The organism is Microbulbifer maximicatervae (SeqCode) (assembly GCF_052467325.1).
On sequence record NZ_CP174310.1, the window covers coordinates 2,093,182 to 2,110,091 of the forward strand.

The 16,910-nt window shown below is 51.0% G+C and carries 17 protein-coding genes; 11 read left to right on the top strand and 6 right to left on the bottom strand.

Going from position 1 to position 16,910, the window contains the following annotated elements; translation table 11 throughout:
* The first annotated feature begins 43 nt into the window (after nucleotides 1-43).
* From trmL to mnmC, 3 genes are read left to right on the top strand one after another with little or no spacing between them, the layout of a single operon-like run.
* Complete coding sequence (trmL, locus tag ACJJIE_RS09535) at nucleotides 44-517, top strand: tRNA (uridine(34)/cytosine(34)/5-carboxymethylaminomethyluridine(34)-2'-O)-methyltransferase TrmL (RefSeq protein ID WP_108732553.1); 474 nt, start codon at nucleotides 44-46, stop codon at nucleotides 515-517.
* Between the two features lie 14 nt (nucleotides 518-531).
* Nucleotides 532-1,071, top strand: coding sequence for a flavodoxin FldB (gene fldB, locus ACJJIE_RS09540; RefSeq protein ID WP_444894422.1), 540 nt, complete (start codon nucleotides 532-534; stop codon nucleotides 1,069-1,071).
* Between the two features lie 13 nt (nucleotides 1,072-1,084).
* Nucleotides 1,085-3,073, top strand: coding sequence for a bifunctional tRNA (5-methylaminomethyl-2-thiouridine)(34)-methyltransferase MnmC2/FAD-dependent 5-carboxymethylaminomethyl-2-thiouridine(34) oxidoreductase MnmC1 (mnmC, locus tag ACJJIE_RS09545; protein WP_444894423.1), 1,989 nt, complete (start codon nucleotides 1,085-1,087; stop codon nucleotides 3,071-3,073).
* On the opposite strand, the gene ACJJIE_RS09550 is transcribed toward mnmC, so the two are convergent.
* Nucleotides 3,066-3,701, bottom strand: a complete 636-nt coding sequence (locus tag ACJJIE_RS09550) for a DUF502 domain-containing protein (RefSeq protein WP_444894424.1) — start codon at nucleotides 3,699-3,701, stop codon at nucleotides 3,066-3,068. The two genes, mnmC and ACJJIE_RS09550, sit on opposite strands and share 8 nt — an antisense overlap.
* Nucleotides 3,702-3,710: 9 nt before the next feature.
* Between ACJJIE_RS09550 and ACJJIE_RS09555 the strand changes: the two genes are divergently transcribed.
* Nucleotides 3,711-4,523 carry a glutaminyl-peptide cyclotransferase gene (locus ACJJIE_RS09555; protein WP_282933564.1) on the top strand — a complete coding sequence of 271 codons (813 nt, stop codon included), beginning with the start codon at nucleotides 3,711-3,713 and terminating at the stop codon, nucleotides 4,521-4,523.
* On the opposite strand, the gene ACJJIE_RS09560 is transcribed toward ACJJIE_RS09555, so the two are convergent.
* Nucleotides 4,507-4,935: a hypothetical protein gene (locus tag ACJJIE_RS09560; protein WP_282933565.1), complete on the bottom strand. Its 429-nt coding sequence runs from the start codon at nucleotides 4,933-4,935 to the stop codon at nucleotides 4,507-4,509. The two genes, ACJJIE_RS09555 and ACJJIE_RS09560, sit on opposite strands and share 17 nt — an antisense overlap.
* Nucleotides 4,936-5,088: 153 nt before the next feature.
* Between ACJJIE_RS09560 and recQ the strand changes: the two genes are divergently transcribed.
* The 3 genes from recQ to ACJJIE_RS09575 all read left to right on the top strand — a co-directional run bounded on the left by recQ (nucleotide 5,089) and on the right by ACJJIE_RS09575 (nucleotide 9,020).
* Nucleotides 5,089-6,894: a DNA helicase RecQ gene (gene recQ / locus ACJJIE_RS09565; protein ID WP_444894425.1), complete on the top strand. Its 1,806-nt coding sequence runs from the start codon at nucleotides 5,089-5,091 to the stop codon at nucleotides 6,892-6,894.
* A gap of 98 nt (nucleotides 6,895-6,992) precedes the next feature.
* A complete protein-coding gene (locus tag ACJJIE_RS09570) occupies nucleotides 6,993-8,504 on the top strand; it encodes a CoA-acylating methylmalonate-semialdehyde dehydrogenase (RefSeq protein ID WP_444894426.1) in 1,512 nt (503 codons plus the stop codon).
* Between the two features lie 273 nt (nucleotides 8,505-8,777).
* Entirely contained in the window at nucleotides 8,778-9,020 is a 243-nt protein-coding gene (locus tag ACJJIE_RS09575; protein WP_444894427.1) for a hypothetical protein, read from the top strand.
* A gap of 108 nt (nucleotides 9,021-9,128) precedes the next feature.
* Here ACJJIE_RS09575 and ACJJIE_RS09580 read toward each other — a convergent pair whose 3' ends face one another.
* The 3 genes from ACJJIE_RS09580 to djlA all read right to left on the bottom strand — a co-directional run bounded on the left by ACJJIE_RS09580 (nucleotide 9,129) and on the right by djlA (nucleotide 11,545).
* Complete coding sequence (locus tag ACJJIE_RS09580; protein ID WP_282933569.1) at nucleotides 9,129-9,974, bottom strand: OmpW/AlkL family protein; 846 nt, start codon at nucleotides 9,972-9,974, stop codon at nucleotides 9,129-9,131.
* Nucleotides 9,975-10,404: 430 nt separating this feature from the next.
* Entirely contained in the window at nucleotides 10,405-10,713 is a 309-nt protein-coding gene (locus ACJJIE_RS09585; protein ID WP_282933570.1) for a BolA family protein, read from the bottom strand.
* Between the two features lie 46 nt (nucleotides 10,714-10,759).
* Nucleotides 10,760-11,545, bottom strand: coding sequence for a co-chaperone DjlA (djlA, locus tag ACJJIE_RS09590; RefSeq protein WP_444894428.1), 786 nt, complete (start codon nucleotides 11,543-11,545; stop codon nucleotides 10,760-10,762).
* Nucleotides 11,546-11,781: 236 nt separating this feature from the next.
* Here djlA and ACJJIE_RS09595 point away from each other — a divergent pair, with 236 nt between their 5' ends.
* Entirely contained in the window at nucleotides 11,782-12,387 is a 606-nt protein-coding gene (locus tag ACJJIE_RS09595) for a hypothetical protein (protein ID WP_444894429.1), read from the top strand.
* Nucleotides 12,388-12,790: 403 nt separating this feature from the next.
* Nucleotides 12,791-14,608: an allophanate hydrolase gene (atzF, locus tag ACJJIE_RS09600; protein ID WP_444894430.1), complete on the top strand. Its 1,818-nt coding sequence runs from the start codon at nucleotides 12,791-12,793 to the stop codon at nucleotides 14,606-14,608.
* On the opposite strand, the gene ACJJIE_RS09605 is transcribed toward atzF, so the two are convergent.
* Entirely contained in the window at nucleotides 14,605-15,486 is an 882-nt protein-coding gene (locus tag ACJJIE_RS09605; RefSeq protein WP_444894431.1) for a LysR family transcriptional regulator, read from the bottom strand. The two genes, atzF and ACJJIE_RS09605, sit on opposite strands and share 4 nt — an antisense overlap.
* Nucleotides 15,487-15,679: 193 nt before the next feature.
* On the opposite strand from ACJJIE_RS09605, the gene ACJJIE_RS09610 reads away from it, so the two are divergent.
* On the top strand, nucleotides 15,680-16,228 hold the full coding sequence (locus ACJJIE_RS09610; protein WP_444894432.1) for a hypothetical protein: 549 nt from the start codon (nucleotides 15,680-15,682) through the stop codon (nucleotides 16,226-16,228).
* A complete protein-coding gene (locus ACJJIE_RS09615) occupies nucleotides 16,229-16,891 on the top strand; it encodes a type 1 glutamine amidotransferase (RefSeq protein WP_444894433.1) in 663 nt (220 codons plus the stop codon).
* Nucleotides 16,892-16,910 lie beyond the last annotated feature (19 nt).

Consider the following 16,910-nt stretch of genomic DNA (forward strand, 5'->3'; position numbering starts at 1 on the left):
TGTCCGGTCTAGCTAGAAGTCTCTCCAGCGCAAACGCCACCTCATGTTCAAGATTGTTCTATACCAACCTGAAATAGCGCCAAATACCGGCAATATTATTCGACTTTGTGCCAATACCGGGGCAGAGCTGCACCTTATCGAGCCCTTGGGTTTCGATATGGATGACAAACGCCTGCGTCGCGCCGGCCTCGACTACAGCGAGTACAGTCGCGTGGTGCGCCACAAGGACTGGCAGACCTTTATCGATAGCGAACAACCCGCCAGGGTGCTGGCGCTCTCCACCAAGGGAAGCAAAAGCCATACCGCGATCGAATTCCAGGCGGATGACGCCATTGTGTTTGGCCCGGAGACCCGGGGGCTACCCGCAGAGTTCCTGCAAGCAGTAGGGGCCGAAAACACTTTGCGTATCCCCATGCGTGCCGAGAGCCGCAGTATCAACCTGTCCAATGCCGCCGCCATTGTTATCTACGAGGCTTGGCGACAATTGGATTTTAGTGGCGCCGTGTCCCAGCAGTAAGAAGTTCACCTGTTATGCAAAGTTCCCAAGCCCCAATCGGACTCTTTTACGGTTCCAGCACTTGCTATACCGAAATGGCTGCGGAGAAGATCCGCCAGTGTATCGGTCCTCAATGGATTGATATCCACAATATCGCAGAGGCGGATATTGGCCTCGCCGAAGACTACGACTTCCTTTTGTTCGGCATTCCCACCTGGGACTACGGCGAACTGCAAGAGGACTGGGAAAATATCTGGGACGACTTGGCCGCGCTGGACCTGCACGAGAAAAAGGTCGCGCTGTTTGGTCTGGGTGATCAGGAAGGCTACCCCCAGTGGTTCCAGGACGCCTTGGGCTATTTGCATTCACAGCTCCTCGCCTGCGGTGCCCGTGCAGTGGGCTATTGGTCCGCAGAAGGTTACGAGTTTGAAGAGTCCAAGGGGCTAACCGCCGATGGCAGCCAGTTTGTCGGGCTGGCCCTGGATGAGGAGAACGAATTCGATCTGAGCGATGAGCGTATCCAGCGCTGGTGCGACCAGGTAATGCGTGAGTTTGGCTTGCAGGATGGGGGCTGACGGAAGTCTTATTGTGAGCGAACCGGACAAGAAGCACGCAGAAATTGAATGGCGTGAAGACGGCCAACCGCTGTCTCGCGCCTACGACGACATCTATTTTTCCAGCGCCTCCGGCCTGGAGGAAACTCGCTACGTTTTCCTGCAGCAAAATGCCCTGGCTGAACGCTGGCAACAGCTCGCGGAGAACGGCACCTTTACCATCGCCGAGACGGGTTTCGGCACCGGCCTGAACTTTCTCGCCGCTGCGGAGCTTTGGCAGAAAACGGCCCCGGAAAGTGCTCGCTTGCACTTTATTTCGGTCGAGAAGTTCCCGCTGCGTCCCAACGACCTGCGCCGGGCACTGGATCTCTGGCCACAACTGGCCCCGTTCGCCCAGCCTTTGATTGATAGCTACCCTCCCCTGCTGGCCGCCGGTATTCACCGACTGCACTTTGGTCCAATCAGCCTGACCCTGATTATCGGGGAGGCAAGTGAGGCCCTGAACAGCTTGCGCCTGCAAAGGGACAGCGATCACCAGGTAGATGCTTGGTTCCTGGACGGTTTTGCCCCAGCCAAGAACCCGGATATGTGGACACCAGAGCTGTTTAACAACATGGCCGCTCTGAGCAGTCCCAGCGCCACTTTCGCCACCTTTACCTGTGCCGGGCTGGTTAAACGCGGACTCCGCGATGCCGGTTTTTCCCTGCGCAAGGTTCCCGGCTTCGGGCGCAAAAGAGAGATGCTGTGTGGCACTCTGGAGAGCCCACAAGTGAGCGAAACCAGAGAAACTCCGTGGCACCTGCCTCACCAGGAAAGCAAGCCTCCTAAAACCGTCGCTATTGTCGGCGCGGGAATAGCCAGTGCCACTATTGCCCGGGCACTGGCAGAGCGCGGCATCGATGTTCAGGTATTTGAACAGGGTGAGGAACCCGGCTCTGGCGGCTCTGGGAATGACCAGGGAATTCTATACGCCAAGTTATCTCCCAAGCCCGGCCCCAACGGAGACTTCAATCTCCACGCTTTGATGTTTGCCCAGCGCTACTATCGCAGCCGCTGCTCTAAAGTGAGCCACTTCAGCGGTCTGCTTCAATTGGCGCAAACTGAGCGGGAACAGCAATTACAGAGTCAGGTTGCCGCCACACTGGCGGAGAGCGATGGGCAGCTATTGGCTGAACCTGTCGATGCTCGAGCGGCCAGCTCCCTGGCCGGCGTCGACCTACCCGTGGGTGGACTGCACTTTCCTCACGCCGGGTGGATTGAACCGCGCAAAGTCTGCGCCACTTTATTGCAGCATCCAAATATCACCCTGCACAGCAACAGCTTGGTAAAAGAATTAGAGCGAGAAGAGAGCGGTTGGTCAGTAAAAACAGACCGCAGTGACTTTCAATTTGATGCGGTAGTTCTGTGCGGTGCCAATGACATTCGCCAATTTGCCCCTGCGGCGGCCCTCCCCCTGAAGCCAATTCGCGGGCAGGTATCCAGGGCTATCGCCACTGAAAATTCTTCGCAGTTACAAATGGCTCTGTGCGGTGAGGGTTATATCACTCCTGCCTACCAAGGGCGTCAGAGCTTTGGGGCCACTTTTAAGCTTAAGGAGACCGCTACTGACCTCCGGGTTAGCGAGCACAGCGAGAATCTACAAACCCTGGCAGAGCTACTGCCGCAAATAGCAGATGAGTTCTCACAACAGTCTCTCTCTGGCCGAGCGGCTTTGCGCGCAGCGACCCCCGACTACCTACCCTTAGCCGGCCCCCTACCCATCTGGGACTCTATCAACGCTACCTTTGTCGCACTGCGCAAGAACCGCAAGCAGTACGTCCCCGAGCGGGCTGACTACCAGCAAGGTCTCTATGTAATGGGTGGCCTGGGTTCCCGTGGCTTTACCTACGCACCACTAACAGCCGAGGTACTGACTGCCTGGATGCTCAACGAGCCCCTTCCGGTCAGCGCAACCCTGGCCAAAGCACTGCACCCGGCTCGCTTTGCCATTCGCGATCTGGGGAGAAACCGGGATATCAAGTAGAGGGGACTCCAGTCTCCTTCTTCTCTGAAGACAGCAAGTTGGCACTACCGGAACCACAGGAGACGATCGTCTTCATCGCCGCCTCAACACTCACGCCGGGCAGTATTTCTACGCACTCTGCCGGTACGTGAAACACAAACCCGGAGGTGGGTACCGGCGCTGTGGGCACATAGACGGTCATATCTCCATTGGGGTGTTGAGAAGTGACAATTGCGGTGACAGTGAGCGGATTATCAATGCCATGAATGCGGACCTTGGCTACCGGCCCCGCCAACACACCTTCACCACCGCCACCAATAAACTGGATCACCACATCTTTGATGGTGCTGTAACCCGGCGCCAGGCGCCCCAACCAGTGATCCACATGGCGGTGCAACCAGCTGCCAATACTGGTTTTCACCAACAAACCAATCGCGAAACAACCACCAAGGATCAGGGCTATCACCACAAGCCTGGCAAGGGTATCCTTAAACTCTGTATGCGCCTCAAGCCACACCACAGCGGGGGCTACAAGATCACTAACTTGACCGAACAGCCACTGAAACAGCAGGGCAAAGATAGCTATAGGCAGCACTACTGCAAGTCCACCCAGCAGCGTCAAAGTGATAAAAGTTTTAATTCTGGTCATAGGCTATTAATGAACCGACTTCTCGTGAACAGCTGGATACTGTTATTGCTTTACGCCCTGTGGCCGCAAAGTGCAGCTGCAGAGACACAACTCCAGACAATCCCTTTTTCCATCCTGGAAGAGCGCCAGCGTGGAGGGGACCATTTCACCCAGGGGCTTTTCTACGATGGTCAACGCTGGTGGGAGAGCAGTGGTCGCTACCGCCGCTCCTGGCTCGCCGAGTATACCGACCCTGGAGCCAATCCCGTAAGACGCAAATGGCTGGCTAGGAACCGTTTCGCCGAAGGGCTCACAGTTCTCAACAATAAACTCTACCTGCTGACCTATAAGGCAGGAGAAGTCCATATTTACCACGCAGACAAGCTCCAACATCTGAAGGTCATGCACTATCAAGGTGAAGGCTGGGGCCTCACCAGTAACGGCCAGCAGCTAATCATGAGTAATGGCAGTGGCGAACTGGTTTTCCGCGATCCCGATACTTTTGAGGTGATCCGGCATCTCAAAGTTCAAGGCGGAGGTGAAAATTGGTCCAGGCTTAATGAATTAGAATTTGCCCAGGGCCTGATTTGGGCAAATATCTGGCAAGAGAAACGGATTATTGCCATAGATCCGGAAAGTGGCCAAGTGCGCGGCATTATCGATCTAAGTGACCTCAATCCCGCCGGCAAGAACCATCCAGATACTGTAGCCAATGGGATCGCCTGGGACAAAGCCAAAAATGGGCTCTGGGTAACTGGAAAGTACTGGAAACAGCTCTATTTGATTCGCCCTGCGGGACTGGGCTTTGAGAGCACCACTAGAGTTTCTAACGCTGATCTGTAACGGTCAGCACACCCCCATCCCTGATATAGTCCATCGCAGACAACTGCAGCTGCAAGCGATAGCCATGCCCCCTGCTCTGTAGGCTGACGCCCTCCAAACTCGCCTCGCCGTCATACAGCGTAGTGAATTTCCCTTCTTCATTTTCCCACTGAACATTTTCAACTTTTTGCATACCGGGCAATTCAAGAGTGACCACCGTAAACTCTTCCGGTAAAGGCTGCAGCTCAACCTGGGCAACACCCGATGCAGTCGCCAGGGAAAATGCCAATTGGTTTTCCGGTGCTGACTGCCACCCCAGGTGGGTGTCAGCAACAACAGATTGAACCAAATTATGAGGGGAAGTGGAGGTGCACCCCAGAAGTCCGGCAGGAACCGTCAACGACAACACAGTTGACAAAATCAATGTGCGCATAGCCCTATCCTTAGCTTGCCGCTGTGATGGCGTAGGATTATAACCCGCGAATTATGTCACAGGCGTAAAGCCGTCAATTTCATTCAATTTCAGCGGCATACTCATCAATAAACATACCGCGCACGGTCGAGCCACAAGGTATACTCCCCGCCCATGAATTCCCCACAGCATATTCTCGAACACGTTTTTGGCTATACCGATTTCCGCGATCCTCAAAAAGCGGTTATCGACACACTGGTAGCCGGCAATGATGCCCTGGTATTAATGCCCACCGGCGGTGGTAAATCCCTGTGCTACCAGATTCCCGCCCTGGCGCGCCCCGGGTGTGGAGTTGTTATCTCTCCCCTGATTGCCCTGATGCAGGACCAGGTAGAAGCTCTTCAGGAAGCCGGCATCCGCGCCGCTTACTTGAATTCATCAGTGGCCTACGACGAAATCCAGGCAATCGAAAGCCAGCTATTACACGGTGAGCTGGATCTCCTCTATCTAGCCCCGGAGCGGTTGCTACAGCCACGAACCCTGTCATTACTGCAACGGGTTGAACTGTCGCTGTTTGCCATTGATGAAGCCCACTGTGTTTCCCAGTGGGGGCACGACTTTCGCGCCGACTATCTGCAACTCAACTGCCTGCACGAGCAATTCCCCCGGGTGCCCCGTATTGCCCTGACAGCGACAGCAGACAAGCGCACCCGTGCAGAAATTGCTCACCGCTTGGACTTGGAAGAGGCCCGCCACTTCGTCAGCAGCTTCGACCGCCCCAATATCCAGTACCGCATTGAGCCCAAGGACAACCAGCGCCGCCAGCTGCTGCAATTCTTACAGAACGGACATCAGGGCAACGCCGGGGTTATTTACTGCCTGTCCCGAGCCAAAGTGGAGAACACTGCGGAGTGGTTGAGCCAGCAGGGCTTCACTGCCCTACCCTATCACGCCGGGCTACCCGCCGAGACCCGCGCCGAGCACCAGCGCCGCTTCCTTCGTGAAGAGGGCGTCATTGTTGTCGCCACCATTGCATTTGGTATGGGGATCGATAAACCGGATGTGCGTTTCGTTGTTCACATGGACCTGCCCAAGAGTATCGAAGCCTACTACCAGGAAACGGGCCGTGCAGGCCGCGATGGTGGGGCCTCAGTTGCTTTACTCCTCTACGGTCTCGAGGATGTGGTAAAGATCGGCCAGATGGTGGAGTCCTCAGAGGGCAGCGAAGAGCACAAGCGACAGGAACGCAGCCGCTTGAATGCCATGCTCGGGCTGTGTGAAATCACCAGCTGCCGCCGCCAGGCCCTGCTGGACTATTTTGCGGAACCACTGGACAACCCCTGCGGCAACTGTGATACCTGCCTGGAGCCACCGGCCACCTGGGATGCCAGTGAGGCAGCGGTAAAACTACTCTCCTGTGTCTATCGCACCGGACAGCGCTTTGGCGCCAGCCACGTGATCGATGTACTGCGCGGCTCCGAGAACGAGAAAGTCCGCAAATTTGAGCACGACCAGCTCTCCACTCATGGCATCGGCAAAGACCTGAGCACAGCCGAATGGCGGGCGATGGTGCGGCAGTTGATTGTTCGCGGTTACTTAGAGGTAGAAGGTGAGTTCCAAGGGCTGAGGCTCACTGAAATTTGTCGCCCGCTGCTGCGCCGAGAGGAGACTCTCAACCTGCGCAAGCTTCCCCCGAAAGCAGCGCGCTCGCAGAGCCGTGACAGTCGCAGCCTGGATGATCTCAGCCCAGAAAACCAGGTCCTTTGGGAAGCCCTGCGCAACTGTCGCAAACAGTTGGCAGAAGAGCGCGGCGTGCCGCCTTATGTCGTCTTCCACGATGCGACCCTGCGCGGCATGGTACAAGCCCACCCACAAACACGCAGCGAGCTATTAGCGGTCTCCGGCGTTGGAGACAGTAAGCTCGAACGGTTCGGCGATGCATTTTTGGCGGTTCTCAGGGATTTTCCCAAACACGAATAACTCCGAACAGTCGGGAGTTTTTCCCCAAAACACAGAGCTGTGTTACAAAGGGGCAAAGCAGTAGAACAATAATTGATAAACCCGACTGAGAGAGAACTATGAAAGTAATCGGCCACCTGATTAATGGCAACATGGTTAATGACACCGGTGCCGCAGGTAACTCCGAACTCCAAGAGGTCACCAACCCCTCCACCAACGAAGTGATCGCCCAGGTTTCGCTAGCCTCTAAAGCGACTGTTGAAGAGGCCATTAGCGCAGCTGAAGCAGCCTTCCCCGCTTGGCGAAACCTTCCGACGGCCAAGCGAGTACGAATTATGTACCGCCTGCGAGACCTGCTGCAGGAGAACGCCGCAAAGATCTGTGAACTGATTACCCTGGAGCACGGCAAGGTCCTCGACGATGCGATGGGGGAATTACAGCGGGGCATCGAGAATATCGAGTACGTTTGCTCTACTCCGGAAATGCTAAAGGGCGAGCACAGTAAAAATGTCGGGCCGGCAATAGACTCCTGGAGCGAATTCCAACCGCTGGGTGTTTGTGCCGGCATAACCCCCTTTAACTTCCCCGCTATGGTCCCCCTGTGGATGTGGCCCATGGCAATTGCCTGCGGCAATACCTTTGTACTAAAACCCTCCGAACGCACCCCCTCCTCCGCACTGTTTATCGCGGAGCTGGGTATAGAAGCCGGCATCCCTACAGGGGTACTGAATGTGGTTAACGGCGGTAAAGAGGCTGTCGATACACTCCTCACTGATAAACGTATCCAAGCGGTGAGCTTTGTGGGATCGACTCCGATCGCAGAGTATGTCTACACCACAGGTACCGCTCATGGAAAAAGAGTGCAGGCGTTTGGCGGTGCCAAGAACCATGCGATCATCATGCCCGATGCCGACCTGGACAACGCTGCCGCTGCTCTAATGGGCGCAGCCTATGGTTCCTGTGGTGAACGCTGTATGGCCATCTCTGTCGCTGTAGCGGTAGGTAATGAAACCGCCGACGCCCTTATTGAGAAGCTCAAAGTACAAATTGCTGATCTGAAAATCGGCGATGGTATGGACAGCCAAAGCGATATGGGGCCATTGGTAACCCGGCAACACTTACAAAAAGTGGAGAGTTATATTGCCGCTGGTATCGAAGAGGGTGCCGAGTTGGCTGTAGATGGGCGCAACCAAACCGTTTCCGGTTTTGAAAATGGTAATTACCTGGGCGCCTGTCTGTTCGATCGAGTCACTCCGGAAATGTCGATTCATAGTGGGGAGATATTTGGCCCGGTACTCTGTGTGATGCGTGTCGAAACCATGCAGGAGGCCATGGATATTATCGATGCTCATGAATACGGTAACGGCACCTGTCTATTTACTCGCGACGGTGAGGCCGCACGCTATTTCAGCGACAATATTAAAGTTGGAATGGTCGGTATCAACGTACCTCTGCCGGTACCGGTAGCACATCACAGTTTCGGTGGCTGGAAGCGTTCACTGTTTGGCGACCTCCACGCCTACGGCCCCGATTCAGTGCGTTTTTACACTAAGCGCAAAACCATTACCCAGCGCTGGCCTGCCAGTGGCGTAAGGGAAGGCATTCAGTTCAGTTTTCCTTCAAATCAGTAATCACCGAAGTAAGTCATTATAAGAAGTGCCCGTAACTTGACGGGCCTTTTTATCATTAAATTGCAGCCGCTAACTGCCACAGACCACTGGAGCTAGCCCCTAAACACTCCCCAAGGAGCCCTTACCCTCTCCCACTCCAAATATCACTTCCGTGCTTAAAACGTCTTAAACAGCTCACAAGAAATCAAATAAGTTAGTTTTTTAAGATCAGTTAGATTTACTTTGTGCAAACAGAGTGAGATCATTTATCCAGCAATGCCTGGAATAATTATTATGAAAACCACTAGTCTGACTATCATTCTTATTGCCGCACTCACAGCTGCCATCCCGGCAGCAGCACAGCAAGATGCATCTTTTAAGAAATGTAAAAAATGGCAACAAAAAATTGAGCACTTTCGGGAAGAAAGAAAAGATGGTGGATCAGGGGAGCAAATGGAAAAGTGGAAAGACAAAATCCGTAAGCTAAGAGAAAAATTCAAAGATTACAACTGCGATCAATATAAACGTCACTTGTAATCGACAATTCAGCTCCACCCCAAAAAAGTATTTAGTAGACTCCATTGCGGTCACTCCAGTATTAAATAAAAAGGGCGCCGAAGCGCCCTTTTTTGGCTGCGCGCCTGATTACCAATGGAAATCAAACTTGTAGCCTACACCAATATTGAATGACCAGGGGTCAAAGAGATAATCACCACCAAATCTGTGACGATAGAACTCATTATCATCATTGGTATCGAACCAGAAGGCATCCACCTCAATATCGGTATCTACATCATAGTAAATAGCGGCAAGGTTAATCAGCCAGCTACTATCATGACCGAAATTAAAGTCGACACCAATTTGCCAAGTGTATCCCCAGTTGTCACCCAGATTTACACGACCATCCCAAGGACGGAATACTTCATTATCATCATCGTAATCCCACCAACCCCAATGTCTCAGACGCTCATCGGTAAAGTCGGTATAGTTGATACCTACTCCCATATAAGGCTGAACCATGCAGCTGGGGTCTAACGGATAATAATTCAGATAGGCGGCCGTGATCTGAGGCTTCCACCTAGCGAAATCGCGGCGGCGATGGAACTCGTCAAAGTCCGGGTTAAAGCGACGTAGCCAGGGCCTATTATCTCCTCCTGTATGGCGGTCACCCTCGGTGTAACTCAGGGATACACTCATATGGTCGGTAGCCCGCCACTCTACATTGATAAACCAGCCCCACTCATCACTGGGATCAACGTTGGAGCGGAATGCACCCCAATCGTCAATAAAATCATCTGGCCCTTCGAGCCATCTGTCAGCAAATGTGACATTGTCCGAATTGGGCGAGATATAGGCCCCACCAATTCGAACCTTAAACTCCTGGGTCTTTGGTGGGGGAGGGGCATAGCCAGCCGGTCCTGCCGAAGCGACACTAGAGATTGCTAAGGCGAGGGGCGTCATAACGGGGATCAGAATACGCGTCATCTTCATTTGTGGTAACTCCATTGATATTCAGCAGATCAAACAGCAATCAGCCCAATCAATGGTCAGTCTAGTCGCACGAAGTAACAGGTGTAGAAAAAACAAACAAATGTTGGCGTGTAAAAAAGTATTTATTGTTTTCTGGCACTTAAACCGTTTTTTGGCGTTTAGTTTTCCCGAACAAAGTATGATTTTTAAAATGGATAGGCGCCTCTTGGAATTCTAGCTGCCACCAGAGCAAGAGCGGTATGAAGAGATCTAAATTTATAAACAAAAAATAGACGCCAATTCACTACTGATTCTTATCAACCAGTAAGAATTTATGAGGGCTTTCGTGACGCAAAAAGAAACTGAAAATCTTTGGATGGCTATTTACATGAAAAACGCGACAGGCCCCAGAACTGGAACCTGTCTGAATTGTTTTAAATAAAGCTCTAAATTACGACTTTTTTCCACCACCCTGGCACTCAGGACTCTGGGGGGCCTGTCCCTCCCACTCTTCCGGGCTGTAAGTGTGCAGAGCCAGAGCATGTATTGGGCCAGCCATTTCTTCAGACAAAGCCGCATAGACTTTTTGATGGCGCTGTACCTTCCTTGCAGAATTGAACGCCTCACTTACCAAAACGACCCGAAAGTGCATTTCAGAGCCAACAGGTACATTGTGCATATGACTTTCACATTGCACTTCAATATGCTGAGGTGAAAATTCCGCAGTCAGTTTATCTTTAATTGTCTCAGCAAGACTCATCTATCAACTCCTTTATTTGCAATACAGCAAGGCTGCTCTCCAGAACCTAACTGACAACCTTAGCCTGTTGCTTTCTCGCCTCAACAATCGCTTCATAGGCAACAGTAATACTTTTCATCTGGTCATCAGCGTGACGCATAAACTCTTCAGGCAACCCTTTGGAAGCAATTTTATCTGGATGATACTCTGCTGCTTTTCGGCGATAAGCTAATTTAAGTTCTTTATCGCTAGTCTCCGGGGTGCAACCCAACACTGCGTAATGCTGCTCCAGGTTTGCAACTGTATTCCTCCCCCCGTTCACAAACTCATTTTGCATTGCCGCAAATAAAGATTCATGCAACCCTAGATCAACAGTGATGCGTTTTAAAATCTCTTCTTCTGCGCTATGTAATTCACCATCGGCATAAGCAACTGCAAATAATAGGCGATACACCATTTCCCGCATTGCTTGATCGCGAACCAGTTGGCGATACTGTTTTGCGTAATCGTAAATGCTGTACTTATCAGTCTTGGCATTTTCAAAAATACGGATTGCATGCTTGCGCTCTTCAGTGCCCAGACGGAGGTTGTTTCTAATAAACCCCTCTATAAACTCCACTTCAGCTTTAGAAACCAGGCCATCTGCCTTGGCCATTTTCGCCAACATCGAAAATAGAGTCACGATGAAGATTGTCTGGGCTCCATCCCTGCTCAGGGCCGAAGCAGCCTTCCCGAGGCGCTGCTGCAAACTGGAACCAAATGAACTGCCGATCCAGGCTCCCAATGCCGCACCAATTGGGCCGCCAAACATAAAACCAAAGCCTGCACCTAATCCCGCCCCTAACCAGGACATACACTCTCCTAGACGCTAAAAGTCGCGCCCGCTATATAAGAATCAAACAAGTAAAACGCGCCTATCATACCACGTACTACGGCGCCTTAACCCCCAAGCATGAATTGCTGGTCACAGCTCAATAGAGCTGAACCCGCCAGGTCTATCTTTTGACGCGGCAATCAATCTCGAAACTATCACTAGTCCTCAGGCCCAATTATGTTTGAGAGTGAAAATCGAACTTAAAGGCAAGCCGAATGAAAATGCGGCCAGACACAGCTCTCTTTCGCCCCCTATTGGCTTTGTGTGCCATAGCACTCCTCACGTTAACCGGTTGCGATCAACATCGAGGTTCATCCCAGCAAGAGGAGGCCACTAGTACTCCAGGGCACCAGGACTGGGAAACTATCGTAGAGGTCCTTCTGCACCCACGCTGCCTCAATTGCCACCAGCTGGAGATGCCGCTTATAAATGAAGGGTCTCCCCATGTTCCCAGGGTGGAGCGTGGTCCAGATAATATGGGGGCAGGTACCATGCGTTGCAATAACTGCCATTCAAATAAAAACAACCCTGTTACCGGTGCACCTGGAGCTCCGGGGTGGGTCATGGCACCTATTGAGTTGAACTGGTCACAAAAATCCTCAGCTCAAATCTGCAAACTTCTAACCACTCCCCAGGACAACGGCGGGCGAGCACCAACCAGTCAACTGGAGTTTGTTAGTACCAGCCCACTGGTATTGTGGGGCTGGCACCCCGGTGACAGCCGTCAGCCGGTAAATATCCCCCACGACAAGTTCATTGAAGCAATGAAAGGCTGGATTGCAGCAGGGACACCCTGTCCACCAGAGAGGGCATCAAACTAATTATGTATTTGCTAAATCTAAAGTTATGCGGTTTACAGTGAGATGATAATTCTTGAAAAAATATAATCTTAGTAATACAAACATCGAAATAAATAACAGTCCGGTATCTAGGAAGCCTCTGAATAACTCCGTAATGCCTCTGCGGGTCTTGAAGGCTGCAGATGTTAGGCGCAGCTCGCCGCGAATGGCCGTAGCCCTTTGCAAGAGCTGCAACGCAGCAGCTGTGGCCTTCAAGGCCCGCCCTTCGGGGCGTGCAGAGCGATTCACACTCCGCGTTGCGACTTCTTGAAAGGTCTAGACATTCCTGCGAAGCCGCGCCTTGATTGTGAACCGCTCTGCATGCCAGAGGTATCACGGAGTTATTCAGAGGCTCCCTAGTTGAAGTTATTCTCGGAACCCTTTTATGGCCCACGATTTAACGCTAGACCATCTAAGAAACACCTACTCGAAAGGTATTACAACACCGCGTGAACTCATTACGAGCCTATTAAAACAAGCACAGCAGCAAGCCAACTATAACGCTTGGATCACCTTATTAACCAGAGAAGAGCTAGAGCCCTATCTAGAAACATTGGACCGAGTAAGGCCCATCGATCTACCTTTATACGGAGTGCCCTTTGCTATCAAGGATAATATTGATCTTGCTGGAGTGCCCACAACAGCAGCCTGCCCAGACTTTAGCTATACCCCTCGCGAAAGCGCATTTGTTGTAAAGCTATTGATTAAATCAGGAGCCGTGCCGCTCGGCAAAACCAATCTCGATCAATTCGCCACCGGCCTAGTAGGTGTTCGCTCCCCTTACGGAGAAGGTAAAAACTCTTTTAACCAGGAGTATATTTCTGGCGGGAGTAGTGCGGGATCAGCTATTGCCACAGCACTTGGGCAAGTCAGTTTTGCTTTGGGAACTGATACTGCTGGCTCCGGGCGGGTACCTGCAGCACTCAATAATTTAATAGGCCACAAACCCACTCGGGGACTGCTGAGCACTACAGGGGTTGTCCCGGCCTGTAAGAGTCTCGACTGTGTATCAATATTCGCTCTAAGCTGTCGAGATGCCGCCAAGCTACTTGATATTACTGCGAAATTTGATTCGGCTGATATCTATAGTCGTACCACCCCATTTTTCAATAGGCTGCGGTATTTCCAGGAAAATTTCTCTAATAAGAAAGTAAGCTTTTCTTTTGGTATACCTGAGCAACTCGATTTTCAAGGGAACAAGGAAACCCAGGCACTCTTTAATCAATCTATCAAACAATTAAAAGCGCTGGGCGGACAGGCTGTAACTGTAGACTTTAACCCTTTTATAGAAGCCGCAAAGCTATTGTACGAAGGTCCTTGGGTAGCCGAGCGCTGGATTGCAACTCAAGGCGTAAAACCGGCATCTATGCTAGAGGTAATCCGGAAGATTATTAACTCCGCCGAAACAAAAACTGCCGCTGATGCTTTCTTGGGACAATATCGCTTAAAAGCACTAAAGAGAATTTGTGATAAAACACTGGAAAATATCGATTTTATCATTATTCCAACTATACCGACTGTCTACACCCGCCACGAAATAGCCGAACAACCCATTCAAAGAAACTCCATTCTCGGAACTTACACAAATTTTATGAACTTATTGGACTATTCTGCGACCGCAGTGCCCGTTGGCTTTCTTAGTTCCGGAATTAGCTGGGGAGTTACTTTGTTTAGCCAGAAATATTGCGATATGTCCCTACTGAGTTTTGCTAATGGTTTACACCAGACCTGCAATCTCCCATTGGCTGCTACAGGAAAACGTCCAGGAGAGATATCCAACCAAGACAGCAGCTCTTGCCAATTGGCTACAGCGGACAAGCTGATCAAAATTGTAGTATGTGGTGCACATCTCGAAGGGCAACCTCTCAACTGGCAGCTCACTGAGCGGGGAGGACAGTTATTTCAGGAAACAACAACCAGTCACCAATACCGACTCTATGTTCTCCCCGAGGGGGAGCGCCCCGCTCTGGTTCGCGATGAATCCGGAGGAGGACAAGCCATCCGGGTAGAAATATGGCAGTTACCAGCTGAATATTTCGGCAGTTTTGTTGCTGCAATACCCGCTCCAGTTGGAATAGGAAAAGTTGAGCTGGCCAATGGAAGCTGGGAGACAGGATTTATTTGTGAAAGCTGGGGCATCCAGGGGGCAAACGATATCACCCACTATGGAAGCTGGCCTAACTGGCTCAACTCCAAGCACTAAACCCAAGCTGGGAATTTACTTAACCAAGTGGTGTCCGCTTTCCTTCCCGCAACAAAGAGTTCTTCTCTAGATTTTACAGGGCCATCCTCCACCCTAACGATCACCCCACCCATTTCAGTTATGAGAGATTCAGGTAAAAAAGCGAGTAGCCCACTATTTAGTACAAGTTGGCAAAGAACTCCATAGTCATTTACAACGACCTGCACCTTACGAGGATAATTTATTTCTGGCCAACCATCGCTACCTATCCCCCGCTCTTCACCACAGAAAGGAGAAATTCTCGGAGCGGCAAATGGGTATTGCAGGACATCTGACAATGCAGCCTTCACTTGCGTGCCTGGTTCCGCTATCAATGGGTGATCAGGTCCTGCGGCAATATACATAGAGAGTGAACCCAAAGGTAGAACCTCCATCGTGGAGGAAACCTGCCCCAACACCGCCCCAGTTATCAGGGCCAGGTCCACCTCCCCCCTGGATAACATTTTCAATGCCAAGGCTTCATAGGCCGAGGTAAATGACAACCGTACTGCGGTTTCTTCGGCGAGGAATTTTCGCTGAATGAACGCACCCCAGGCCAGTTGCAACATGGTTGGAGCAGCAATCCGGCACTCCTGGTTTCCCCCTAGTTCACCAACCTCTGAGCGAACCCTTCTGGCAATCGCCACCATTTCAACCGCCCGACTTTGCAGTCTGCGGCCTGCGTCATTGATTTTCAGTTGCTTGCCGACTCGATCAAACAGTCGAGTACCCAGCTCAGTCTCCAGGCGCTTCAGGGTTTTACTCAATGCACCCGGGCTGGTATCCAGCCTGTCTGCAGAGCGTTGCAGGTTCTCCGTCGCCGCAATAATGAGAAACTTCTCAAGTGCCTCTATTTCCATAATGGAATCAATTGTCTCTATTTCAGAATCGATTGATCACTAATGTACGCTTAGAATCCTCTGTATCCAAGGTTATAGCGACACAAAATCGATGAAACATATTCTTCTCTTTTTAGCATTGATAATCAGTACAAGCTTGTGCGCTGCCCAGCCATCGTTAGCACAGGAAGACAATTCGATCGGAACTCATGGAATGGCCATGTTTACCGTCGATGGGCAAGTCATTGCCACTCACATGCCGCTACATGGCGGAAGACACAACCATCAAGTTATTTTGGTGTTGGAGACCAAAGACCAGGAAGAAGTACAAAATCTTCTCAAGCGAAACGAGTTGGTCACACTACTTCCGGAGAAGCTTTCTTTGCGCAAATTACGCGAGGGAGAAATCAATACTTTTAACGCCCAAATATTTACAGGGCACTTTGAACGAGGTGGAAAACTTGCTTTGCGGGCTGTTACTTTCCGAGTGACTTCTCGACTAATGGATACCCCCCTTTCCCGAACAGAAAATGGGCATTATCAACTAATACCCCATAGAAACTTCACTTTGCTTGTACATAAAATTGGATCCACCCCCAGCTTCGACCAAGTACTGTTAGTTAATACTAACGAAGCTAAACCCAATGAAATTTACAGCGGCAGCACCAATCCACTCTCAGAGAGCAATTGGCCGGAGAATCTAACTGCAGCGGGAATTCACTTTAAAGAAGAGCTGTATTTTGAAAGCCAGGATTTCCAATAAATGAGCAAGCCAATTCTGGTTATTCAACATGAAGAAAAAGAGGGCCCTGGGTATATTTATGACTGGGCTGTAGAGAATCAAATACCGCTTACTATCATTAAACCACAGGAGTCACCACTTCCTCAAAACGGCTTTCGCGGCATTATTCTATTAGGCGGATTAATGGATGTTTGCGAGCATAAAAACCTGCCCTGGCTTGCCGAGGAAATTGCCTGGGTAAAAAGCCGCATTGAACAACCTATTCCAATATTAGGCATCTGCCTAGGGGCACAGATTCTTGCTTATGCATTAGGTGCAGAGATACAACAACTCCCCCACGAAGAGATGGGCTGGCTACCTATAAGATCTTCTACTCAGCTGGATTTAAATTTACACACGGTATTCCAGGCACATAGCTATTACTTTGCTATCCCAGAGGGCGCAAGATGCCTGGCTGAGTCCAACTTATGCCCTCATCAAGCTTTTTTGTTCGACAAAAAAGTGCTGGGCTTACAGTTTCACCTAGAGTGGTCAAGTGAAGATATCGCCCAATTATTCCCTGAATACTATAAAGTCCATGGTTCCCCTGAAGAGCTGCACCAAAAAGGGCGCAACTCATTATTTAAGATGCTTGACGCTCACTTCTTAAAGTCAAGCAGCCTTAACTTTGACGGTATTGGGTGAGGAAAAGAAGTTTAAAATA